The 21,294-nt window shown below is 71.4% G+C and carries 17 protein-coding genes and 15 tRNA genes; 27 read left to right on the top strand and 5 right to left on the bottom strand.

The features are described 5' to 3' along the window. The first annotated feature begins 32 nt into the window (after positions 1-32). The 15 genes from BUB75_RS09130 (at position 33) to BUB75_RS09060 (ending at position 1,376) form a co-directional block, all read left to right on the top strand. Positions 33-105 (top strand) — tRNA-Gln (locus BUB75_RS09130). Between the two features lie 9 nt (positions 106-114). Continuing rightward, positions 115-188: transfer RNA gene (locus BUB75_RS09125), tRNA-Leu, on the top strand. A 22-nt stretch (positions 189-210) separates the two neighbouring features. Next, a tRNA-Gly gene (locus BUB75_RS09120) sits at positions 211-284 on the top strand. Positions 285-316: 32 nt separating this feature from the next. Continuing rightward, positions 317-390, top strand: a tRNA-Thr gene (locus BUB75_RS09115). 30 nt (positions 391-420) lie between these two features. Further along, a tRNA-Ser gene (locus BUB75_RS09110) sits at positions 421-507 on the top strand. Between the two features lies 1 nt (position 508). Next, positions 509-581 (top strand) — tRNA-Lys (locus BUB75_RS09105). Between the two features lie 20 nt (positions 582-601). Then, positions 602-674: transfer RNA gene (locus tag BUB75_RS09100), tRNA-Lys, on the top strand. An 11-nt stretch (positions 675-685) separates the two neighbouring features. Next, positions 686-762 (top strand) — tRNA-Met (locus BUB75_RS09095). A 1-nt stretch (position 763) separates the two neighbouring features. After that, a tRNA-Val gene (locus BUB75_RS09090) sits at positions 764-836 on the top strand. A 14-nt stretch (positions 837-850) separates the two neighbouring features. Then, positions 851-925 (top strand) — tRNA-Glu (locus tag BUB75_RS09085). A 1-nt stretch (position 926) separates the two neighbouring features. Further along, positions 927-999, top strand: a tRNA-Asn gene (locus BUB75_RS09080). A 27-nt stretch (positions 1,000-1,026) separates the two neighbouring features. Beyond that, positions 1,027-1,100: transfer RNA gene (locus BUB75_RS09075), tRNA-Val, on the top strand. Between the two features lies 1 nt (position 1,101). Beyond that, positions 1,102-1,176 (top strand) — tRNA-His (locus tag BUB75_RS09070). A gap of 36 nt (positions 1,177-1,212) precedes the next feature. After that, a tRNA-Arg gene (locus BUB75_RS09065) sits at positions 1,213-1,286 on the top strand. A gap of 5 nt (positions 1,287-1,291) precedes the next feature. Then, positions 1,292-1,376: transfer RNA gene (locus tag BUB75_RS09060), tRNA-Cys, on the top strand. A gap of 43 nt (positions 1,377-1,419) precedes the next feature. Here BUB75_RS09060 and BUB75_RS09055 read toward each other — a convergent pair. Continuing rightward, positions 1,420-3,297, bottom strand: a complete 1,878-nt coding sequence (locus BUB75_RS09055) for a helicase domain-containing protein (protein WP_084740783.1) — start codon at positions 3,295-3,297, stop codon at positions 1,420-1,422. Positions 3,298-3,409: 112 nt separating this feature from the next. On the opposite strand from BUB75_RS09055, the gene BUB75_RS09050 reads away from it, so the two are divergent. Beyond that, a complete protein-coding gene (locus BUB75_RS09050; RefSeq protein WP_073255190.1) occupies positions 3,410-4,006 on the top strand; it encodes a TetR family transcriptional regulator in 597 nt (198 codons plus the stop codon). Positions 4,007-4,046: 40 nt separating this feature from the next. Here the strand turns inward: BUB75_RS09050 and BUB75_RS09045 are convergent, their stop codons facing one another. Next, positions 4,047-4,487 carry a nitroreductase family deazaflavin-dependent oxidoreductase gene (locus tag BUB75_RS09045; RefSeq protein WP_073254233.1) on the bottom strand — a complete coding sequence of 147 codons (441 nt, stop codon included), beginning with the start codon at positions 4,485-4,487 and terminating at the stop codon, positions 4,047-4,049. Between the two features lie 119 nt (positions 4,488-4,606). Here BUB75_RS09045 and BUB75_RS09040 point away from each other — a divergent pair, with 119 nt between their 5' ends. The 4 genes from BUB75_RS09040 to BUB75_RS09025 are packed head-to-tail and all read left to right on the top strand — an operon-like array spanning position 4,607 to position 6,948. After that, positions 4,607-5,008, top strand: coding sequence for an Mpo1-like protein (locus BUB75_RS09040; RefSeq protein WP_073254230.1), 402 nt, complete (start codon positions 4,607-4,609; stop codon positions 5,006-5,008). Beyond that, positions 5,005-5,517 (top strand): RNA polymerase sigma factor, encoded by a 513-nt coding sequence (locus BUB75_RS09035; protein ID WP_073254226.1) that lies wholly within the window; start codon positions 5,005-5,007, stop codon positions 5,515-5,517. The genes BUB75_RS09040 and BUB75_RS09035 overlap by 4 nt, the downstream gene beginning before the upstream one ends. Further along, a complete protein-coding gene (locus BUB75_RS09030) occupies positions 5,510-6,085 on the top strand; it encodes a VOC family protein (protein WP_073254223.1) in 576 nt (191 codons plus the stop codon). The genes BUB75_RS09035 and BUB75_RS09030 overlap by 8 nt, the downstream gene beginning before the upstream one ends. A 14-nt stretch (positions 6,086-6,099) precedes the next feature. Further along, a complete protein-coding gene (locus BUB75_RS09025; RefSeq protein ID WP_073254220.1) occupies positions 6,100-6,948 on the top strand; it encodes an NAD-dependent protein deacetylase in 849 nt (282 codons plus the stop codon). A 95-nt stretch (positions 6,949-7,043) separates the two neighbouring features. Here BUB75_RS09025 and BUB75_RS09020 read toward each other — a convergent pair whose 3' ends face one another. Both BUB75_RS09020 and BUB75_RS09015 read right to left on the bottom strand, forming a co-directional pair. Continuing rightward, positions 7,044-8,279 carry an RNA polymerase sigma factor gene (locus BUB75_RS09020; RefSeq protein WP_073254217.1) on the bottom strand — a complete coding sequence of 412 codons (1,236 nt, stop codon included), beginning with the start codon at positions 8,277-8,279 and terminating at the stop codon, positions 7,044-7,046. A gap of 64 nt (positions 8,280-8,343) precedes the next feature. After that, positions 8,344-8,697 (bottom strand): YciI family protein, encoded by a 354-nt coding sequence (locus BUB75_RS09015; protein WP_073254213.1) that lies wholly within the window; start codon positions 8,695-8,697, stop codon positions 8,344-8,346. Positions 8,698-8,895: 198 nt separating this feature from the next. Between BUB75_RS09015 and BUB75_RS09010 the strand changes: the two genes are divergently transcribed. The 3 genes from BUB75_RS09010 to BUB75_RS09000 are packed head-to-tail and all read left to right on the top strand — an operon-like array spanning position 8,896 to position 13,716. Further along, complete coding sequence (locus BUB75_RS09010; protein ID WP_073254210.1) at positions 8,896-10,938, top strand: hydantoinase/oxoprolinase family protein; 2,043 nt, start codon at positions 8,896-8,898, stop codon at positions 10,936-10,938. Beyond that, positions 10,935-12,785: a hydantoinase B/oxoprolinase family protein gene (locus tag BUB75_RS09005; protein WP_073254207.1), complete on the top strand. Its 1,851-nt coding sequence runs from the start codon at positions 10,935-10,937 to the stop codon at positions 12,783-12,785. Before BUB75_RS09010 ends, BUB75_RS09005 begins: the two co-directional genes overlap by 4 nt. Next, complete coding sequence (locus BUB75_RS09000; protein ID WP_218617393.1) at positions 12,751-13,716, top strand: SDR family oxidoreductase; 966 nt, start codon at positions 12,751-12,753, stop codon at positions 13,714-13,716. Before BUB75_RS09005 ends, BUB75_RS09000 begins: the two co-directional genes overlap by 35 nt. A 53-nt stretch (positions 13,717-13,769) precedes the next feature. On the opposite strand, the gene BUB75_RS08995 is transcribed toward BUB75_RS09000, so the two are convergent. After that, entirely contained in the window at positions 13,770-14,204 is a 435-nt protein-coding gene (locus BUB75_RS08995; RefSeq protein WP_073254204.1) for a hypothetical protein, read from the bottom strand. A gap of 933 nt (positions 14,205-15,137) precedes the next feature. Here BUB75_RS08995 and BUB75_RS08990 point away from each other — a divergent pair. From BUB75_RS08990 to BUB75_RS08975, 4 genes are all read left to right on the top strand, one after another. After that, entirely contained in the window at positions 15,138-16,481 is a 1,344-nt protein-coding gene (locus BUB75_RS08990) for an alanine racemase (protein ID WP_073254201.1), read from the top strand. A 153-nt stretch (positions 16,482-16,634) separates the two neighbouring features. Further along, positions 16,635-17,972, top strand: coding sequence for a diaminobutyrate--2-oxoglutarate transaminase family protein (locus BUB75_RS08985; RefSeq protein WP_073254198.1), 1,338 nt, complete (start codon positions 16,635-16,637; stop codon positions 17,970-17,972). A gap of 127 nt (positions 17,973-18,099) precedes the next feature. After that, entirely contained in the window at positions 18,100-19,866 is a 1,767-nt protein-coding gene (locus BUB75_RS08980) for an IucA/IucC family protein (protein WP_073254195.1), read from the top strand. Then, a complete protein-coding gene (locus BUB75_RS08975; RefSeq protein WP_073254192.1) occupies positions 19,863-21,224 on the top strand; it encodes a glutamine synthetase family protein in 1,362 nt (453 codons plus the stop codon). Before BUB75_RS08980 ends, BUB75_RS08975 begins: the two co-directional genes overlap by 4 nt. Positions 21,225-21,294: the final 70 nt, after the last annotated feature.

Here is a 21,294-nt window from a genome sequence, read left to right as displayed (position 1 = left end):
GGCAAGTGGTCTCCGCAGCTCAGCGGAGCCGATCCGGGGTGCTCTGACGGCTGGGCAGCCGCGCTTTGGACGCGGTCTACGTGGGTTCGAGTCCTACCCCCGGAGCACCTTCGCGCCCTGGTGGCCCAACCGGCAGAGGCAGCCCGCTCAAACCGGGTCCAGTGCGGGTTCGACTCCCGCCCAGGGCACGCCGTCGCAGCAGTACCCATCGCGGTTGTAGCTCAGTAGGTCAGAGCGTCTCCTTGCCAAGGAGAAGGTCGCCGGTTCGAAGCCGGCCAGCCGCTCGTCGCCCCGCCGGGGCACGCACCACCACCGTGCCGGTGTAGCTCACGTTGGCCGAGCAGCGCCCTTGTAAGGCGCCGGACGCGGGTTCGATTCCTGTCACCGGCTCGACGTCGCCATAGCTCCAACCCCGACCATGGAAGGCACCGTCCAGCGGTGGGCAGCCGGCCTCGAAAGCCGGAGGCGGGGGCAACCCCGGGGGTTCGACTCCTCTGCCTTCCTCCATGCGCCGCTAGCTCAGTTGGTAGAGCTGCCGACTTTTAATCGGTATGTCCGGGGTTCGAGCCCCCGGCGGCGTACGCAGCATCGCCACCTTGAAGCGCCGCTAGCTCAGAGGCCAGAGCAGCTGACTCTTAATCAGTGGGTCCCGGGTTCGACTCCCGGGCGGCGTACGTAGCACCGTCGCGGAGTAGGGGAGCGGCGTCCCCGGCAGCCTCATAAGCTCGCAGATCGCCGGTTCGAGTCCGGTCTCCGCGTCCACGTCCCGGTAGCTCAGTCGGTAGAGCACCACCTCGACACGGTGGGGGTCCCAGGTTCAAGGCCTGGTCGGGGCACGCAACACCACAATGGCGCGTTCGGCTATGGGTTAGGCTGTCCGGTTTTCACCCGGACGAAGCGGGTTCGAGTCCCGCACGCGCTGCCATTCTCCCGAAGCTCAACAGGCTGAGCAGGCGACTGTTAACCGCAAGGCACCTGGTTCGAGTCCAGGCGGGAGAGCGTGACGCGGACGACGGCGTCCGTGCTGCCCGTGTAGCTCAGCTGGGAGAGCGCCGCCTTCACACGGCGGAGGTTCGGCGGTTCGAGACCGTCCGCGGGCACGTTGGCCGTAGCTCAATGGGAGAGCGCCAGGTCGTGACCCTGGAGATGCCGGTTCGATCCCGGCCGGTCACCCCAAGCGGGTGCAGGTAGATGGAGATCGCCCGTGCCATCGCCCTCGTAGCTCAGCGGACAAGAGCACCAGCTTCCGAAGCTGGGGGTCGGCGGTTCGATTCCGCCCGGGGGTGCGCCAGCCCGAATGCCCGAGTGGTCAAGGGAGCTGCCTGCAAAGCAGCCGTCGCTCGTCGACGCCGTCGGTTCGAATCCGACTTCGGGCTCCGTTCGCCATCCACTGTGCAGTATCAACTCACCGGCCGTGGGTCAGCCCAGCGCTGCGGGCAGCGGCCGAGAGTGCACCACGTCCAGCCGGGACACCGCGCGGGTGAGCACGACGTAGAGCCGGTTCGTCCCGCGCGGTTCGGCGTCGACGATGTCCGCGGGCTCGACCGCGACGACGTGGTCGTACTCCAGCCCCTTCGCCAGGCTCGCCGGGATGGTGTTGACCCGGGGATCCCCGACGGACGTCAGCGCTGCGGACACGCGCTCGGCCGCCGCGTCGGCCGTGATCACGCCGATCGAACCTTCGTAGCGCAGCGCGTCCCGCACGGCCGAGACGACACCGGCGATCAAGTCGTCGGTGTGGCGACAATTCACCCAGCCGTCGGTCCGGTACGACCGGGTTCGGGGTACGTCCACGTCGAGGAGCCGGTCGGCCAGTTCGAGGACGGCCGCGGGGACGCGGAAGCCGGTCGTCAGCGGCGTGACCGACGCATCCGGCTGACCCAGGTGGCCGAGCTGCTCCGGCCACGAGCCGGCGGCCCAGGGAGTGGTGCCCTGAGCGACGTCGCCGAGCACAGTCAGCGACCCGTACCGGCAGCGGCGGGCTATCGCGCGGCACTGCATCGGGGAGAGGTCCTGCGCCTCGTCCACGACGATGTGGGTGTAACCCGGTGGGTGGTCGATCAGCCCGGCCACCTCGTCGACGAGCAGCGCATCGGCGAGGGTCCACCGGTTCTTGACCCGGCGCCCGATCGCGTTCTGTTCCGCCGGGGTCAGGATCCCGTCGGCGGCCGCGCTCATGGCGTCCGAATCAGTGAGTAGTTCGGCCACCAGGTCGACCGGCCGCACCCGCGGCCAGCAATGCTCTAGCAGGTCTTTCACCGGTTTGCTGCGGCCGATCCGCTGCGTCCACGCAGCGCTGAGCGCACCGACCCGCCGTTCAGCCTGCCGCTGCACCAGCCCGACGACGCGGGCCCGCAGCCGTTCCCGGCCCAGGCCGTAGGTCGGGGCCTCGCGGCGGACGCTGACCACCAGCCGGGCCAGGTACTCCTCCGGTACTCGCCAGCGGTACGAGCCGTCCGCGATCGTGATCGGCTCGGCGGGCGGGCGAATGCGGCCGTAGAGCGCCCGCCGCAGCACCTTGGCCATACGCACGTCGTGCTTCACGGCGGCTGCGGCAGCGGCATCGGTCGCTCGCACCGGCACCGAGTCGAGCAGGTCGTCGAGCGTGCCCTGCTCCACCTCGACCTCGCCGAGTGTCGGAAGCACTGCCGAGATGTACCGGAGGAACGCGGGGTTGGGGCCGAGGACCAGCACGCTGTCGCGGCGCAGCCGCTCGCGGTACGCGTAGAGCAGGTAGGCCACGCGGTGCAGTCCGACCGCGGTCTTGCCGGTGCCGGGGCCGCCTTGGACGCAGGTCGAGGTGGTGAGGTCGGCGCGGACCAGTTGGTCTTGGTCGGCTTGGATCGTGGCGACGATGTCGCGCATGGGTCCGACGCGGGGTCGTTCGATTTCTTCGGTGAGGTATCGGCTGGGGAGTCCGCTGGTGATGTGTTCGTCTTCGTAGCCGGTCAGTTCGGCTGGGCTGGTGCTCCAGCCGTAGCGGCGGCGTACCTGGACGCCCATGGGGTCGGTTGCGGTGGCGCGGTAGAAGCGGCTGGATACCGGGGCTCGCCAGTCGATGACCAGTGGCATCTCGGCGCCGAGGCCGATGCGGCGGCGTCCGAGGTAGTACTGCTGGTCGGCGTGGTCGCCGGCGTCGGGGCCGAAGCGTAGGCGTCCGAAGAACAGTGGCCCGTCGGGTTCTTCGGCTAGTTCTTTGGCGCGGCTGCGCAGCAGGCGGCCGAGTACTTCGGCGGTGTAGCCGTCCCCGGCGATGGTTTCGCCGGTAGCTACGCGGTGCCGGGCGTGGTCGAGCATCTGGGTCAGGGTCTTGCGGGCCGCGCGGAGGTACTCCTGTTCCTCGGCCAGTTCGGTATCCACCCCGATACTGTAACCGAGTAACGAATTTAACCCTGATATGTTTTACGTCATGGGCGGGCTCCGGGAGCGCAAGCGGCAGCGCACGCACGACACGATCTCCGCGACGGCGATCCGGCTGTTCCTGGCGCGGGGGTTCGACGCGGTGTCGGTGGCTGACGTCGCCGAGGCCGCCGAAGTGTCGAAGCCGACGCTGTTCCGGTACTTCCCGTCCAAGGAAGATCTGGTGCTGCACCGGATCGGCGACCACCAGGGCGAGTCCGCGCGGGTGGTCCGGGAGCGGGCGGAGGGCGTCGGGCCGGTCGAGGCGCTGCACCGGCATTTTCTCGACGGGCTGGCGCGGCGCGACCCGGTGACCGGGCTGAACGACGTTCCCGAGGTGCTGGCTTACCACCGGCTGGTGTTCGAGACGCCGGCGCTGGTGGCGCGCGTGGCGGCGTTCGCCGAGGCGGACGAGGCCGCGCTGGCGACCGCCTTGGAGGATACGGAAAGCCCTCTCGTCGCCGCGGTGCGTGCGGCGCAGATCCTCGCCGTCCGGCGGGTGCTCGCGCGGGAGAACTGGCGGCAGCTCATGGCGGGCAGGTCGGCCGACGAGCTCTACCCGGACGCGGTGGCCGCCGCTGACCAGGCCTTCGGGTTCCTGCGTTGACCGCTCCGGGCGCGGACGAGAGGCCCGCGCCCGGAGGAAACTACGCGTCGATCGGGGTGAGGACGAAGACCGGGATCTGCCGGTCGGTCTTCTTCTGGTACTCGGCGTAGTCGGGCCAGACCGCGACCGACCGCTCCCACCAGACCGCCCGCTCCTCGCCGGTGGCCTCGCGCGCCTCGTAGTCCTTCCGCACGGCGCCGTCCTGCAGCTCGACGTGCGGGTTCTTGACCAGGTTGTAGTACCAGACCGGGTGTTCCGGCGCGCCGCCCTTCGAGGCGACGACGGCGTACTGACCCTCGTGCTCCACCCGCATCAGCGGCGTCTTCCGGAGTTTCCCGGACTTGGCCCCGACCGAGGTGACCAGGATGATCGGCACCCCGCGAAGCTCGTTCGCTTCAGCTCCGTTGGAGGCCTCGAACGTCTCGGCCTGCTTGCGAGCCCAGTCGGACGTGCTCGGCTCGTACTCACCAGTCAGCGGCATGAAATCCCCAAACGATCCATAACGGTCGCCCATAACCCTTCCGTGGGCCCACTCACGATGCACGTGAAACGCCGCAACCGGCCGGACTCATCCCGCCGCGAGGATTACGCTCGGCCGCCATGGCCCCCCGTTTCGACACCTTCGAACAGTTCTGGCCGTACTACGTGGCGCGGCACGCCGACGCCATCACCCGCTGGGGGCACCTCGGCGGGTTCGGCGCCGGTCTGCTGGCCGCCGGGATCGCCCTGCGGAGGCGCCGATCGCTCGTCTCGATCGCGCTGCTACCGGCTATTCGGTACGCGGCGGCGGCCGCCACCCACCGGCTGGTCGAGCACAACACGGTGTTCACGCCGCCGCGCGAGCTCAGCCTCGACCAGCAGCTCTGGTTCGTCCGGGCTGATGCGCGGATGTGGACGATGATGCTCTCCGGCCGGGATGCCGAGCTTCAACTGCTGGCCGATCGCTGGAATGCCGAACACGCCCGTCGGAGTTCCGGGTCCCCGGTCGATGTAAGGGTGTGAGCAGCGAACCGGAGTACGCCGACCGCAGCAACGCGCTGCTCGCGCTGTACGACCGCGTGCTGCCCGACGTCTACGGTTACCTGCGGACGCGGTGCGGGAGCACGGCGTTGGCCGAGGACCTCACCGCTGAGACGTTCCTCGCCGCGGTCGTCGCGGTGCGGAGCGGCGCCAGCCCGACGCCGGCTTGGCTGGTGACCGTCGCCCGCAACAAACTGGTCGACCACTGGCGACGCGAGGCACGCGAACGACGCTCTCTGCAGCTGGTCGAGCCGCTGCCCGGACCGGACGATCCGTGGGACGCCCGGCTGGACGTGCTGCGGGCGCGGGACGTCCTACAGCGGCTCGGCCCGCACCACCGGACTGCGCTCACCCTTCGGTACGTCGACGACCTCCCAGTGCCGGAGGTGGCCCGGCTACTCGGCCGGACCAGGCATGCGACCGAGGCATTGATCGTCCGGGCGAGAGCCGCTTTCCGGGCGGCGTACGAGGAGGGGAGCGGCGATGACTGATCCGCTGGATGCCCTCCGCGACGCGAGCCCGCGCGAGGCGCCGAGCCCGGAGTTCGCCGCGGCGCTGCGTGCCCGCTTGGAGGAGGCGCTGGGCCGGCCGTCGGACGCGGTCGACGACATCCTGAATCACGCCTTCGAAGAGGCCGAGGAGACCCTGATGACCCCACCGATCACGATCCAGCAGTTCACGCCGTACCTCTCGGTGCCCGACGGGCGGCGGGCGATCGCGTTCTACACCGAGGCGTTCGGTGCCGAGGTGATCGACGAGCCGACGATCATGCCGGACGGCAAGATCGGTCACGTGACGCTGCAGATCGGCTCCACCCGGCTGTTCCTGGCCGAGGAGTTCCCGGAGATGGGCCTGGTCGCGCCGCCGAACCTGGGCGGTGTCAGCGTGACGCTGCACGTGTCGTTCGCCACGGGCCCCGAGGTGGACGTCGTAGCCGAGCGCGCCGTCGCAGCGGGCGCGACGCTGGAGCGGCCGGTCGCCGACGGGCCGTACGGCCGCGGAGGCGTCGTCGTCGATCCGTCCGGACACCGGTGGTTCCTGCTGCACGAGCCGAACTGAGGCACGATGGGTGCGTGACGCTCACGCTCCCGGACGCGGCTCTCGCCGAGCTGACGGCGCTGGTGCGATCCGGCGATCTGATCGTGCTCAGCGGTGCCGGCATTTCCACCGAGTCCGGCATCCCCGACTACCGCGGTCCGTCCGGCGCGTTCCAGCGCAACCACACGCCGATGACCTACCAGGCATTCACCCGCGACCCGGCCGCCCGCCGCCGGTACTGGGCACGCAGCTTCCTCGGCTGGCGGATGATCTCGGCCGCCGCGCCGAACGACGGGCACCGCGCGGTCGCCCGGCTGGAGTCGTGCGGCCTGGTCCGGCGGGTGATCACGCAGAACGTCGACGGGCTGCACCAGGCCGGTGGTGCCCAGGACGTGGTCGAGCTGCACGGTTCGCTCGACCGGGTGATCTGCCTCGACTGCGGTGAGCTCAGCGACCGCATCGAGTTGGACGATCGGCTCCGGGCGGCCAATCCCGGGTTCGGGGGCCCGGTCGACGAGGCCACGGTGAACCCCGATGGTGACGTCGACCTACCCGAGGAGCAGCTGGACGGGTTCGCGGTCGTCGACTGCATCGGGTGCGGCGGTGTCCTCAAGCCGGACGTCGTGTTCTTCGGCGAGAACGTGCCGAAGGAGCGGGTCGCCGACTGTACGGCGACGATCGAGCGTGCGGGCGGCCTGCTCGTGCTCGGGTCGTCGTTGACCGTGTACTCCGGGCGGCGGTTCGTGGTGCAGGCGGCCAAGGCCGGGATCCCGGTGGGGATCGTCAACCAGGGTCCGACCCGCGGCGACGACCACGCGAGCGTCCGCGTCGACGCGCCACTCGGCCCGACCCTCACCGCCCTCGCCGCCGCCGCGGCGCCGTAACGCGCGCCGCGCCCGGCGCCGCCCGCGCCCGGAGGCGCCCCGCGGCGCCCCGCCCGCGCGGCCCTGCGCCCGCGCCCGGCGGCGCCGCCTCGCGGCTACCTGAGGCTTGCCGCTCGCTCGGTCAAGAACGCACGTTCGCGCGTGTTGCGCGCCAGGCCCGCCGCACGCTCGAACTCCGCGCGCGCCTCCTCGCGGCGCCCGAGCTTCGCCAGCAGATCGCCCCGGATGCTCGGCAACAGGTGGTACTCCCGCAGCGCCGGCTCGTCCGTCAACTCGTCAACCAGCCGCAACCCGACGGCCGGACCGTCGGCCATGCCCCGCGCCACCGCCCGGTTCAGCCGGACGACCGGCGACGGCGTCGCGACGGCCAGTTCGTCGTACAGGCGAGCGATCCGCGTCCAGTTCGTCGCCTCGGCGTTCGGCGCGATCGCGTGTTCGGCGGCGATCGCCGCCTGCAGGCCGTAGACACCACCGGTGCCCCCGGCACGCAGGCAAGCGCCCAGCGCTTCGATCCCACGGCGGATCGCCAACTGGTCCCATCGGTCCCGGTCCTGGTCAGCTAGGAGCACCGGGTTCCCGGCGTCGTCCGTGCGGGCAGGCAGCCGGGACGCCTGGAAGTACATCAGCGCGAGCAGCCCCTGCGGCTCCGGCTCCCGCGGCACGATGTCGGCGACCAGGCGTGCCAGCCGGATCGCTTCGTCGCAGAGCGCGGGACGCATCCAGTCGTCGCCCGCAGTCGCGGAGTAGCCCTCGGTGAAGATCAGGTAGATGACCTGCAAGACCGACGGCAGCCGGCGGACCTGCTCGGTGCGGTCGAGGTCGTCGAGCCCGGTGCCGGCCTCGGCCAGCGTCCGCTTGGCCCGGGTGATCCGCCGGACCACGGTCTGCTCCGGGACCAGGAACGCGCGGCCGATCTCCTTCGTCGTGAGTCCGCCGAGCAGCCGGAGCGTCAACGCGATCTGGGACTCGGTGGTGAGCGCCGGGTGGCACGTGACCAACATCAGCCGTAGGACGTCGTCCTCAATGTGGTCGACCGCAGCGTCGAAATCGGGCACAAAGGCCTCCGGGGCGAGTTGCACCGCCAGCCGGTCGTACCTCTCCGCCCGACGGAAATGATCGATGGCCCGGCGCTTGGCGACGGACATCAACCAGGCACCCGGGTTGTCAGGGACGCCCGTGGCCGGCCACTGCTCGAGCGCGGCCACCAGCGCGTCGGACGCGAGGTCCTCAGCCAGGTCGAGGTCGTGCGTCATGCGCAGTAGCCCGCCCACCACCCGGGAGGACTGGTCCCGCCAAACCTTCGTCACCACGTCGTTGGAGCCGCTCGTCACGGCTCCCGATCCCAGCAGCCAACGCCCCGGGCGGCAACTGCCCGGAGCGTCGGCGCGAACCCGCTTAGAACTCCGCGATCTGGCGGACCTCGGATTCGCCCTCCCAGCCCGGCCAGTTGTCGACGTGAAGCTGGATGAAGTCCTTCGCGCCGGCGACGGCCTCCTCGAGCGTGTCGTACTCGACGATCGCGTACCCGCCGACGACCTCGGTGGCCTCCGCGAACGGCCCGTCGGACACGATGACCTGTCCGCCGGAGGCCCGGACGGTGGCTCCGGACGACGTCGGCAGCAGCCCGCCGGTCGTCACGAGCCGGCCGGTGGTGGCGAACTCCTCGATGTACTTGCCCATCGCGTCGTACAGCGCCTGCGGCGGGTTGCCCTGGTTCTCGCGCGACTTCACCATCTGCAGGAACTTCATGGTCGTCTCTCCTCGGCTCGAAAGCGTGTCGTCACTATGGCGTCGTGCGGCGAGCGCCGGTTCGGACATCGCCTTCGAAGAATTTTTTCGAGCCCGCGCGTTGACGACGGTGGCCCTCCCGTTCTCGGCAAGACTTGACGACGAACCTGGCGGATCTTGCCCGTTGAATTTTGGGTAATCAGAGTTCAGGGAGGTCGGATGCCACGACGTCTGCGCATCGGGATCGATACCGGTGGCACGTTCACCGATGTGGTCGCGATCGACGAGGAGACCGGGCGCCTGGTCACTACGAAGACCCCGTCGACCCCCTCCGACCCCGCCGAGGGGTTCCTGGACGGCGTCCGGAAGGTGCTCTCGCTGATCGAGGGCGAGTCCGAGGTGACAGCGTTCGTCCACGGCACCACCGTCGCCACGAATCAGCTGCTCGAAGGCAAGGTCGGCCGCCTCGGCTTCATCACGACCGAGGGCTTCGGCTTCCTGCTGGAGATCGCTCGCCAGAGCGTCCCGGACGGCTACGGCAACTCGTACTTCTGGGTCAAGCCGCCGCGGATCGTCCCCGCCGACCTGGTGAAGACCGTCGGTGGCCGCCTCGACCACACCGGTGCGGAGATCCGCCCGTTCGACGAGGCCGAGGCGCGTCAGGTCGCGCGGTGGTTCCGCGACGAGGGCGTCGACACGCTCGGCGTCTGCTTCCTTCATGCCTATGCGGACGCCCGGCACGAGCTGAAGATGCGCGAGATCCTGGCCGAGGAACACCCGTCCGCAGTCGTCTCACTCTCCAGCGACGTGCTCCGGGAGTACCGCGAGTACGAGCGCGCGATGACGACGCTGGTCGACGCCGCGGTGAAGCCCCGGGTCGGCGCGTACGTCCGCGGCATCGCGTCGAAGCTGCCGGACGGCGTCCCGTTCTACGTCATGAAGTCCAACGGCGGGGTGCTGTCGGCCGAGGAGGTCGTGCACCAGCCGATCACCACCGTGCTGTCCGGCCCGGCGGCTGGGGCCCTCGGCGCCGCGCTGGTGGCCGGTGCCGCCGGGTTCGACAAGGTGCTGACCTGCGACGGCGGCGGCACGTCCACCGACGTCAGCGTCGTCCTCAACGGCGAGCCGACGCTGACCACCGAGGGCACCGTCGGCGCCTACCCGTCGAAGATCCCGATGATCGACGTCGTGACCGTCGGCGCGGGTGGCGGCTCGGTGGCGTGGCTGTCGCGCGAGGGCACGCTCAAGGTGGGGCCGCGCTCGGCAGGCGCCGACCCCGGTCCGCTCTGTTACGGACGCGGCGGCACCGAGCCGACCGTGACCGACGCGCACGTCGTCCTCGGCCGGATCCCTCCGCACCTGCTCGGTGGCGAGGTCCCGCTGGACGTTTCCGCGGCCCAGGCGGGCCTCGAGAAGCTCGGCGACTCGCTCGGACTCGACCTGCCGTCGGTGGCGGCCGGCGTGCTGGAGATCTCGGCCTGGAACCAGGCCAACGCGCTGCGCCAGGTCACGGTGAAGCGCGGTCTGGACGTCCGGGACTTCACGCTGGTGACGTTCGGCGGCTCTGGTTCGCTGCTGCTCTGCCGTCTGGTCGACATCCTCGGCTGCGCGTCGGTGTTGGTGCCGCGGGACCCGGGCAACCTGTCGGCGTTCGGCCTGCTCACCGTCGACGTGAAGAACGACTACGTGCAGACGCTGGTCTCCCGGCACTCGTTGCTGGACGTGGCGCGGGTGGATGCGGCGTTCACGGCGCTGGAGAAGCAGGCCGCGGCCGCACTGGACGGTGAGGGCTTCTCGCGTTCCGAGCAGCAGTACGTGCGCACCGCCGACCTGCGGTACTACGGGCAGGCGTTCGAGGTGCGGGTGCCGGTTTCCGGGCTGGATCTGGACGCCGCCCGGGAAGCGTTCCACGACGCGCACGAGCAGACCTACGGCTACAGCTTCCGGGACAAGCCCGAGCAGCAGGTCGAGTGGGTGAACCTGCGGGTCACCGGCGTCGGTCCGATTCGGCGTCCGGAGCTCGTGTCGTTGGAGCCCGGACCCGCGCCGTCCCCGACCGGGACCCGGGAAGTGTGCTTCGACGCCGGTCTCGGTTACCAGGAGACGCCGATCTACTGGCGCCCTGATCTGTCGCCGGGGAACCGGATCGAAGGTCCGGCGATCATCGAGGAGTACGGCTCGACCGTGCCCCTGCACCCGGGCTTCCGCGCGGAAATCGACCGCTTCGGCAACCTGATCATCACGAAGGAGGCCGCCGCGTGACCGGCCCGGCTGTCGACCCGATCGTCCTCGAAATTGTGGAAGGCACGCTCGCCGCGATCGAGCTGGAGGTGGAGACGGCGATCGGCCGCACCGCCCGCTCGCCGATGATCCGCGACGCGCACGACTTCCGCGCCGGCATCCACGACCGCAAGCTGCGTAAGCTCACCGGCCGCTCGTACTCGGCGCTGGTGCAGCCGGTCGCCCGCGACTACCCGCTCGACACGATGCGGCCGGGCGACGTCTTCTTCCACAACGACGTCTACCTGTCCGAGGGCGGGATCGGGCACCTGCCGGACCTCTGCGTCACGGTGCCGGTCTTCCACGACGGTTCCGTGGTGGCCTTCGTCCAAGCCTTCGGGCACCACGACGACATCGGCGGCGCAGTGCCCGGCTCGATGCCGTCGGCGGCCACCAGCGTGTTCGAAGAGGGCCTGATGGTCCCGCCGATCCGGCTCTGGGACGCGGGCGTGCCGAACGAGGCGGCGCTGAAGATCATGACCCGCAACTCGCGGATGCCCGACTCGCTCGCCGCCGACCTCGACGCCGAGTGCTCGGCCTGCCTGATGGGCGCCCGCCGTCTCGGTGAGCTGTTCACCCGCTACGGACGCGAGACCGTCGAGGCCTGCTTCGACGCGATCCTGGCCAACACCACCCGGGTGTTCCAGCAGGAGCTGCTCTCCAAGATCCCGGACGGTGAGTACGTCTGGGAGGACTACGCCGAGCACGACGGCGTCGACGAGCCAAAGCTGCACGCCCAGCGGATCACGCTGACCAAGCTCTCGGCCGGGGACGGCGTCACCGACGGGCGGCTGATTCTCGACTTCACCGGGACTTCGCCGCAGGCCAAGGGCCCGATCAACCACTGTGCGAACTATTCGGACGGCAACTTCCTGGCGAAGTGGCTCGCGCCGATCCTGCGCAATCTCGCCGACTCGCCGGAGCGGATGGCCGAGCTCGACGTCAACGAGGGTGTTGTCCCGTTGATCGAGATGAAGTTCCCGCCGCCGGGGACGCTGCTCACGCCGATCTTCCCGGCGCCGACGAACGCCCGGACGTTCGTGATCCTGCGGCTCCTGGGCGTGCTCGCGGGCGTCGTCGCGAAGGCAGTGGACGGGCGCATGCCCGCCGACCAGGAGACGATCCGGTACACCGGGGTCTACGGGACCGATCTGGAGGGCCAGCCGTATCTGATGCGGGAGGTGCTCGGCGGCGGGTCAGGCGGCCGGTACTACGCCGACGGCGAGGACACGATCCACGTCGTCCCGGACTCGCGGAACATCCCGGTCGAGTTCGCCGAGGCGCGGTGGCCGTTCGTGGTCGAGTCGCTCGGCCTCGCGGTGGACAGCGGTGGCGCGGGTCGTTACCGCGGTGGCCTTGGGTACGAGAAGCACATCCGGATGCTGCGCGACGCGTCGTTCATGTCGATCGCCGACCGGTCGCTGCTCGCCTGCTGGGGGGTCCGTGGCGGGCGCGCGGGCCGTCCGTTCGAGGTCGTGATCGACCCGGGTGGGCCTCGCGAACGGGTAGTCGACGCGTTGGCCGACGCCGAGCCGGTGCGCGCGGGCGAGATCATCCGGATCCGGACCACCGGCGGCGGCGGCTGGGGCGACCCCCTGGAGCGGCCGTACGACGAGGTCGCGCGTGACCTGGCCTGGGGCAAGGTCTCGGTGGCGGGCGCTCGGTCCGACTACGGGGTCGTCGTGGCCGCCGACGGGTCGATCGACGTCGAAGCCTCGGACGCGCTGCGGGCGTCGCGGGCCTCTTCGTCCGAAGCGTTCTTCGACCGCGGACCGGGCTTCCCGGCGCTCGCGGGTGGCCGCACCCACGCGGACGTGGACGTGCTGTGATCCGCCCGGTCAGGCCGCCCAGCCCGCCCGGGTCGCCCGGGTCGTCCGGGCCGCCCGGGTCGTCCGGGTCGCAGCGGACCAGCCCGCGCCGCCCGTCCGGGCCGCCTTGGGAGGGGCCGCGCCGGTCGGGGCTGCGGCGGGGCGGGTCGCGATGATTGGGGTCACCGGGGCAGCGGGGAAGACCGGGCGGGCGGTGCTCGCCGCGTTGGCCGCTCGGGGCGTACCGACCCGGGCGCTGGTGCGCCCGGGTCGGTCAGCGGCCGGCCTGGGTGCGACCGAAACCGTTCATGCCGATCTGCGGGACGCGGGGCAAGTGGCCACCGCACTCGACGGCGTCTCGGCGGTGTACGTGGTCGCGCCGAACGTGCACCCGTCCGAGGCGTCGATCGTGGAGAACGTGCTCGCGGCCGGCGTACCGCGGGTCGTGTACCACTCGGTGCTGCATCCGGCCGTCGAGGCCATGCCGCACCACTGGGCCAAGGCACGCGCCGAGGAACTGCTGGTCGCGTCCGACGTGGACTGGACCGTGCTCCAGCCGTGCGCCTACGCCCAGAACTTCCGGCCCGCTGACGTGCTGCGCGTGCCGTACTCCGTCGATACACGGTTCGCGTTCGTCGACCTGCTGGACGTGGCGTTCGTCGCGGCGCGCGTGCTGACCGAGGACGGGCACTCGTACGCCACGTACGAGCTCGCGGGGCCGGAACTGCTGTCGGTGGCGGACGTGGCGGCCCTGTGGGGTGTACGGGCCGAGCGTGAGGACCTCAACGAGTGGTACCTGGACACGCCGTTGCGCGGCTATGCCCGGGACGCCCTCGGTGCGATGTTCACGTACTACGACGAGCACGGCCTGCCCGGGAACCCGCGAGTGCTCGCCTCCCTGCTCGGCCGCCCACCTGCCACCGTCGCCGACGTCTTCGCCCGAGAAAGTTGACCATTTTTCGACGTGTCACCCGGCGGTGATACGTCGAAAAATGGACAGGAATCTCAGCGGAGCCGGCGGAGACCGTCCCAGCCCTTGGGGGCGGCGTCGAGGAGCTGGCGGGGGCGGCGTTCGCCTTCGTGCTCGACCAGGTCGACGAAGCACGGGCAGCGTGTGAGGTCGTTGTCGTGGGCGTGGCAGAGTCGGATCCCGGCGAGCTGGACCGCGCGCGCAACCGGCCGAACCTGTGACTCTCCCAGGATCGGCAGCCGCTTCACGACCTCGCGCACCATCATCTGCTCGAGCCACGGCCTGCCGAGCCAGATCCACACCTGGGCGGCGAGCTTGCCTGCGGCGTCGTGGAGCTTCGCGGGGGACTCGAGCGCCTGCCGGGCGACCGTCGCCACGAGCGTGCAGTTCTCGCGGCGCCAGGCGTCCCGGAGTTGGCGCCATCCGGATTCCCCGAGGTAGGGCACCGCGAGCGCGTCCACCGCGTCCATCGCGCCGTTCCGGATAGCGGAGGCGCAGCGCTCCGCGGCCCGATCCAGCCGCGGATCCCGCGGCTCGCGCTCAGCCTCCGGCCCCGACGGCGCCCCCGCCCCCGGCGGCACTTCCGCCCCCGGCGGCACTCCCGCCTCGGGTGGTGCTTGCGCGCCTGATGGTGCTTGCGCGCCTGATGGTGCTTGCGCGCCTGATGGTGCTCCGGGCCCGGGCGGTGCTTGCGCGGCCGGTGGTGCTTGGGTGCCGGGCGGTGCTTCCGGCGGCGTGGTGGTGGCTGCGTGGCCGGGGTCAGCGTCGAGGACGGACGCAGGCGCGTCAGGCGACGGAGCGTGGGCCGTCGGAGTCTCCGCCCGCAGTGCCTCTGCGGACGGCGCCTCGCCGGACGGCGCCCCGGACGGTGGTGCCTCTGCGGACGGTGCCTCGGACGAGGGCGCCTCGGGCGGTGGTGCGTCGGGCGGTGGTGCGTCGGGGGGCAGGGCTGGGCCGGGCGGTGGGGGTGCCTTGCGCGGCCGGGCGCCGCGCGGGGGGCGCAGCGTCTTTGGTGCGCTGTTCCGGGCGCGGCCGTGCACCGGCGACTTCCGCCTGCGAGTGCCGGCTCCGGCCTTTCGCGGAACCGGCTTTTCGGAGTGCGGTGTGCTCTCGGCGGACGATTCGGACGGGTCGGGGGCGGGTTCCAGCGCCGGCTGCCCCTGGTGGACACGGCAGCGTTCACCCGGCAGCGCCACACGATTTTGGCAGGGCCGCCCGGACCGGGTCGCCGCGCCGCACCGTGGCACGGCGGCGTTACTCGTGCTCACACCACCATCCTGACTCACCGACGCTCGCTCTGCGGGCCCCGAGCTGCCTCATCGGACGCGGGACGTCCGAACTGTCGTTATTCGCGTAGCCTGCCGTCGGGGCCCTGAGCCCACACGGCAGACGAGAGGAACACGGTGGAACTGCCCCGGTCGTTCGAGGGCGCCAGCGCACTACCGGCCGACGCGGTTCCGACCGCCGTGCGAGCCGCAGCGCTCGCCTCGCGTGGTTCCGGCGAACCCGTCGGCGGTTATCTGTACGACCTCTCGGCAGCCCAGGAGCGAGCCACCCGCCTGGTCACGGCACTGCCGGCCGCGGCCAAGGTCTGCTACGCGGTCAAGGCGAACTCGTTCTCGCCGCTACTCGGAGCGCTCGCCGAGGTCGTGCACGGCTTCGAGGTGGCCTCGGTCGCCGAGGCCCGGCTCGCGCTCGCTGCCGCGGCGAAAGCTGAGGTGAGACCGCGGCTCGTCGTCAGCGGACCGGCCAAGAATTCGACGATGCTCGCCGGCCTGGTCGGCCCCGACGCCCCCGACGGTGCGGTCGTGGTGAACGTTGAGAGCGTGCTCGAGCTGCACCGACTATCGCGGGCAGCGGTCGCCGCCGGTCGGCACGCGCCCGGCCGGGAGGTGCCGGTCGCGCTGCGCGTCAACCCGCAGAGGTCGCCCGTCGAGGTCGCCCGCGCCACCGGCCTGACGATGGGCGGCGTGCCCAGCCCGTTCGGGATCCCTGAAGCCGAGATCCCGGACGCCCTCCGGGCGCTCGGCTCGCTCCCTGGCGTCCGCTTCATTGGATTTCACCTGCATGCGGTGAGCGGGAACATGGACGCGGACCTGCACGCGGACTACGTGCGCGGAGCCGTGGAGTGGGCGGTCCGCACCGCCGACGAACACGGCCTCCGGCTGCGGGCGGTCGACGTCGGTGGCGGCCTGGGCATCCCGTTCGAGCCGGGGCCGGAGTTCGACGTCGAGACGTTCGGGGCGGCGCTCGCCGCGCTGCCGCTGCCGGAGGACGTCGAGCTGATCCTCGAGCCCGGCCGCTGGATGGCCGGGCCGGTGGGCTGGTACGCAACCGAGGTCGTCGACGTCAAACGTTCCTATGGCGAGGTGTTCGTCGTCGTCCGGGGCGGTATCAACCACTTTCAACTTCCGATATCGTGGGAGATCCGTCACAATTTCGCCGTGCTGCCAGTGGACGACTGGCCGGTCGGGTTGCCGCGGCCCGGCGTCGAGCGGGCGGCGGTGACGGTCTCCGGTGAACTGTGTACTCCGGAGGACGTGTTGGCTCGTGGCGTCACGGTCGACTCGGTCCGCGCTGGTGACCTGCTGATCTTTCCGAACGCCGGAGCCTACGGCTTCGAGTTCGCGATGCCGGCGTTCCTCGGGCAGCCGCCGGCGTGGCGAACGGCGCTCACTCGTCCGGACGGGCACGCACCTCGGCCGCGCCCGGCGAGCCGAGTTGACGACCTCGCCGACTTCCGGTGAGGTAAGGCTCGCCTAACCGCACTGTCCATCGTGGCCTACGGCCACGATCCGATCCCGGGGATGCCCTGACATGACCGTGTACCCCGGCCGCCTCCTCCGCTCCGCTCCTCGGTCGCTAGGGCTCCCTACGATGCTCACTCCGGAGACGGCCTCATGACCGTGCTCAGCAGGGTCGACACCTCCACGATTCTCGCTCGGCAGGCCGCTCGCGAGTCGGCCGCCCGCACCTACGCGAGACACTTCCCGATCGTCCCGGTTAGGGCCGAGGGAATGACGATCCACGGGGCCGACGGGAGAACCTACCTGGACTGCCTGTCCGGGGCCGGGACGCTGGCGCTGGGGCACAACCACCCGGTGGTCGTCGACGCGATCCGGCGCACCGTCGACGCCGGGCGTCCGCTGCACACGCTCGACCTGGCGACGCCGGAGAAGGACGAGTTCGTCGACGCGCTGTTCGCCACGCTGCCGACGCCGTTCGCCGACCGCGCCAAGATCCAGTTCTGCGGCCCGGCAGGCACCGACGCGGTCGAGGCGGCGATCAAGCTCACCCAGACCGCGACCGGCCGCGGCGGAGTCGCCGCGTTCACCGGCGCCTACCACGGCATGACGCTCGCCGCGCTCACCGCGTCCGGTGGGGTCGCGGCCCGGACGCCGCTCGCCGGACCGAGCCTCGACGTCACCCGGCTGCCGTACCCGTATCCGTACCGGTGCCCGCTCGGCCTGGGAGGCGACGTCGGCGCGAACGCGGCGGCGTCCTACGTGGAGCGGCTGCTGGACGACCCGAACAGCGGCGTGCTGCCGCCTGCGGCCCTGCTGCTGGAGCCGGTGCAGGGCGAGGGCGGCGTGATCCCCGCCCCCGACCACTGGCTGCGGCGCATGCGGACGATCACCCGCAGGCATGGCGTCCCCCTGGTTGTGGATGAGGTGCAGGCAGGCGTCGGCCGGACCGGCAGCATGTGGGCACACGAGCACGCGGGCGTCGTTCCCGACGTCCTGATCGCCTCCAAGGCGATCGGCGGCGGCCTGCCGCTCGCCGTCGTCGTCTACCGCGACGACCTCGACGTGTGGGCACCGGGAGCGCACGCCGGGACGTTCCGCGGCACGACGCTCGCGATGGCGACGGGTGCGGCGACGCTCCGATTCGTGCGTGAGAACGACCTGCCCGCGCACGCACGGAAGATCGGGTCGCGGCTGCTCGCCGGGCTGCGGGCGATCGGCAACCCGGCGATCGGCGACGTGCGCGGCCGAGGGCTGATGCTGGGTGTGGAACTGGTCGACGCGGACGCCGACCCCGACCATCTCGGCGCCCGGCCGGCGGCGTCCACCCTGGCCAGACGTGTCCGCGACGAGTGTCTGCGGCGCGGGTTGCTGGTGGAGCTGGGCGGACGGCACGACGCGGTACTGCGCCTCCTGCCGCCGCTGATCATCACCGAGGAGCAGGCGGACGCGGTGCTCGACCGGCTCGCCGACGCTCTTCGCGCGGCAGCCTGACCGTTCGGGCCCGTCCGAGAGAGGGTAGGGGGTGGCGCTTGCGCTGCCCACCACATCCGTTGACCTGCGACGCTGCAGGCTCCCCGGACACCGAAGACCACTACCGCGTGACTGGAGAAGGTCGCCGATGACGTCCCCACCCCCCGTCGACATCGCCTGGCGCGACGCCGGGCACGCGCTGCTGGTCCGAGCGCTCGCCGAACTGTCCTACGAGGATCTGCTGCGTCCGGAAGCGCTCGGTGAACAGCGGTATCGGGTGGCGCTCGCGGACGACGTCGAATACACGTTCACGGCCACCCGCGGCGGGTTCGAGAGCTGGCGCATCGACCCGGCGTCGGTGCTCCGCAACGGGCGGCCCGCGGCCGATCCGATGGAGTTCCTCGTTGATGCGCGGTCCGTGCTGGGGCTGGACGGCCCGACGACCGCCGAGGCGCTCCGCGAACTCGTCGCCACGTGGTCGGCGGACGCGCTGCTCCGCCGGAACCTCCCGTCGGCAAAGGCGCTGGCCGACGCGGACTACGTCGAGTTGGAGTCCGCGCAGGGCGGCCACCCGGCGATGGTGCTCAACAAGGGCCGGCTCGGGTTCACCGCGTCCGACGCCGAGGCGTACGCGCCCGAGGCCGGCCGGACGCTCCGGCTGACCTGGATCGCGGTGCACCCGTCGCTGGCCAGCGCACACGGGGTGTCGATCGACGACGAGCTCGACCCCGGGACCACCGAGGCGTTCGCCGCGAAGGCCCCCGACGGTTACGTCTGGCTGCCGGTGCACCCTTTCCATTTGGACGCCTGCGTCCGCACGTTGTTCGCGCCCTACCTCGCCGATGGGCGGATCGTCGTGCTCGGCGAGGCACCGGATCGGTACCGGGCGCTGGCCTCGGTCCGCACGCTGGTCAACGTCGACCATCCGGAGAAGCGCAACGTCAAGGTGCCGCTGCTGATCCGGAACACGCTGGTCTGGCGCGGGCTGCCCGCCGAGCCGACCGCGGGCGCGCCTGCGGTGTCCGCGTGGCTGCACTCGATGCAGGCCCGCGACCCGTTCCTGGTGTCGCACGTGGACCTGCTGGGGGAGGTCGCGTCGGTGGCCGTGCGGCATCCGCTGTTCGACCGGGTCCCGGACGCGCCCTACCGGTACCACGAACTGCTCGCCGCGGTCTGGCGCGAGCCGGTGCAGACGTACCTCCGCGCCGGGGAGAGAGCCCGGTCGCTGGCGTCCCTCCTGGTGACGGGGTCGGACGGGGTCGCGCTCATCGCCGAGTTGGTGTCCCGGTCAAGGTTGTCCGCGCGCGAGTGGCTACGGACGCTGGTGGAGGTGGTGCTGGCTGCGCCGCTGCACGCGCTGCACGCGCACGACCTGGCGTTCTGCCCGCACGGTGAGAACACGGTCGTGGTGTTCGGCCCGGACGACGTCCCGGTGCGGACGATGCTCAAGGACTTCGCCGAGGACGTGAACCTGCTGCCGGGACGGTCGTATCCGGGGTTGCCCGCGGAGGCCGATCGGCTGCTGCCGCGCTGGTCGGAGGGGGAACTGGCGCACTCGATCATCACCGCGGTGTTCGCCGGGGTGTTCCGGCCGCTGGCGGTGCTCGCTGCGGAGCAGCTCGGGATGCCGGAGCCGGAGTTCTGGGCGCTGGTGCGGGCCGAGGTGGACGGTTACCGGGCCCGTTTCCCTGAGCTGGCCGAGCGGCACACGGCGTACGGCCTGACCGCGGCGGAGGTGGAGCGGATCTGCCTCAACCGGGAGCAGCTCACCGGCGGCGGATTCCACGACCGGGCCGAGAAGGAGGAGTTCGAGATCGTGCACGGCACGGTGCCGAACCCCCTTGTCCGCGAGGCCGGCGCGCCGGCCGACGGCGCGTGCGAGGACCTGGCGGTGGCCGAGGGGCCGGCCCGGTGACCGCCACCGCGAACGGGTCGGCCGCTGCCCCGGCTCCGAGCGGGCCGGGCGTTGCGGCGGCCCCGCGGGCCGCCGTCGCTAGTCCGGTCGCCGAGGCGGCGGAGGTGGTGCTGGCGTTGCCCGACCTGTACGGACGGCTCCAGGGCACGCGGCTGGCCGGCGACTTCTTTCGCGAACAGGTCGTGTCGGACGGGTACGGCGCGTGCGACTACCTGCTCTCCGCGGACGTCGAGATGCAGGCCTCCGCCCGCTACACCGGCAACTACGGCGACTTCGTGCTGCGCCCCGACCTGCGAACCGCGCGTCCGCTGCCGTGGCGCAACGGCACGGCCCTCGTGCTGGCCGACGCCGTCGACCGCGACGGCACCCCGGTCCCGGTCGCGCCCCGTCAAATCCTCCGCACGCAGCTCGACCGCCTGACCGCCCGCGGACTGACCGCGCTGGTCGGCACCGAGCTGGAGTTCCTGGTCTTCACCGAGTCCTACCGCGAGGCGTTCGCCGGCGACTACCGCGGGCTGCGGACAGCGTCCCGGTACAACTCCGACTACGCGCTCACCGGCCTCGGTGAGCTCGACGACCTCGTCGGCAGGCTGCTGCGCGGCATGGCGGGGGCCGGGCTGCGGATCGAGTCCGCGCGCGGCGAAGTGCACCCCGGCCAGTACGAGATCGTGTTCCGCTACGCCGAGGCGATGGACGCCTGCGACGGCCACGTCTTCTACAAGACCGGTGCGAAGCAGATCGCCGAGGCGGCGGGGCGGGCGATCACGTTCATGCCCAAGTTCGACCAGGGCGAGGGCAACTCCTGCCACGTGCACCTGTCCCTGCGGGACGCGTCCGACCGCCCGGTCTTCGACCGGGACGGCGGCTTGTCGGCTCTCGCCGAGCACTTCCTGGCCGGGGTGCTGGCGTGCGCGCCCGCGTTCACGCTGCTCTGCGCCCCCTCCCTCAACGCCTACAAACGGCTTTCTCCGGACGCTTTCGCGCCGACCGCCGCAGCGTGGGGCACCGATGATCGCACCCGGGCGGTGCGGGTCGTCGGTGCCGGGCCGTCGCTGCGGTTCGAGCATCGGATCGCCGGCGGCGACGCGAACCCGTACCTGGTGGTGGCCGGGATAGTCGCGTCGGGGCTGTACGGCATCGAGCGGGAGCTGCCGTTGCCGCCGCCGGGTGGGGACGGCGAACCGCTGCCGCGGACGCTGGAGTCCGCTGCCCGGTGCTGGCGTGGGAGTGCGGTGGCGCGGGAGGCCTTCGGTGACACGGTCGTCGAGCACCTCGCGGCCGCTGCCGACGCCGAACTCGCCGCGTTCGCCGCCACGACGACCGATTGGGAGCGCCACCGTGGTTTCGAACGCCTCTGACCCGCGGCCGGGCGCGCCCGGGGTTCCCGCCGCACGGATTGCCGCGATACCGGGGTCTAAGACGCCGGTA

This window comes from Cryptosporangium aurantiacum, assembly GCF_900143005.1.
In the GTDB taxonomy this organism is placed as follows: domain Bacteria; phylum Actinomycetota; class Actinomycetes; order Mycobacteriales; family Cryptosporangiaceae; genus Cryptosporangium; species Cryptosporangium aurantiacum.
This window is presented reverse-complemented; position numbering and strand designations above follow the sequence as displayed.

Excerpts from the sequence above, each read along its gene's own strand:
- BUB75_RS09010 (WP_073254210.1), top strand. The coding sequence starts at position 8,896 with ATGCCACGACGTCTGCGCATCGGGATCGATACCGGTGGCACGTTCACC.
- BUB75_RS09040 (WP_073254230.1), top strand. The coding sequence starts at position 4,607 with ATGGCCCCCCGTTTCGACACCTTCGAACAGTTCTGGCCGTACTACGTG.
- BUB75_RS08985 (WP_073254198.1), top strand. The coding sequence starts at position 16,635 with ATGACCGTGCTCAGCAGGGTCGACACCTCCACGATTCTCGCTCGGCAG.
- BUB75_RS08995 (WP_073254204.1), bottom strand. The coding sequence starts at position 14,204 with ATGGACGCGGTGGACGCGCTCGCGGTGCCCTACCTCGGGGAATCCGGA.
- BUB75_RS09055 (WP_084740783.1), bottom strand. The coding sequence starts at position 3,297 with ATGCTCGACCACGCCCGGCACCGCGTAGCTACCGGCGAAACCATCGCC.
- BUB75_RS09015 (WP_073254213.1), bottom strand. The coding sequence starts at position 8,697 with ATGAAGTTCCTGCAGATGGTGAAGTCGCGCGAGAACCAGGGCAACCCG.
- BUB75_RS08980 (WP_073254195.1), top strand. The coding sequence starts at position 18,100 with ATGACGTCCCCACCCCCCGTCGACATCGCCTGGCGCGACGCCGGGCAC.
- BUB75_RS09045 (WP_073254233.1), bottom strand. The coding sequence starts at position 4,487 with ATGCCGCTGACTGGTGAGTACGAGCCGAGCACGTCCGACTGGGCTCGC.
- BUB75_RS09030 (WP_073254223.1), top strand. The coding sequence starts at position 5,510 with ATGACTGATCCGCTGGATGCCCTCCGCGACGCGAGCCCGCGCGAGGCG.
- BUB75_RS09050 (WP_073255190.1), top strand. The coding sequence starts at position 3,410 with ATGGGCGGGCTCCGGGAGCGCAAGCGGCAGCGCACGCACGACACGATC.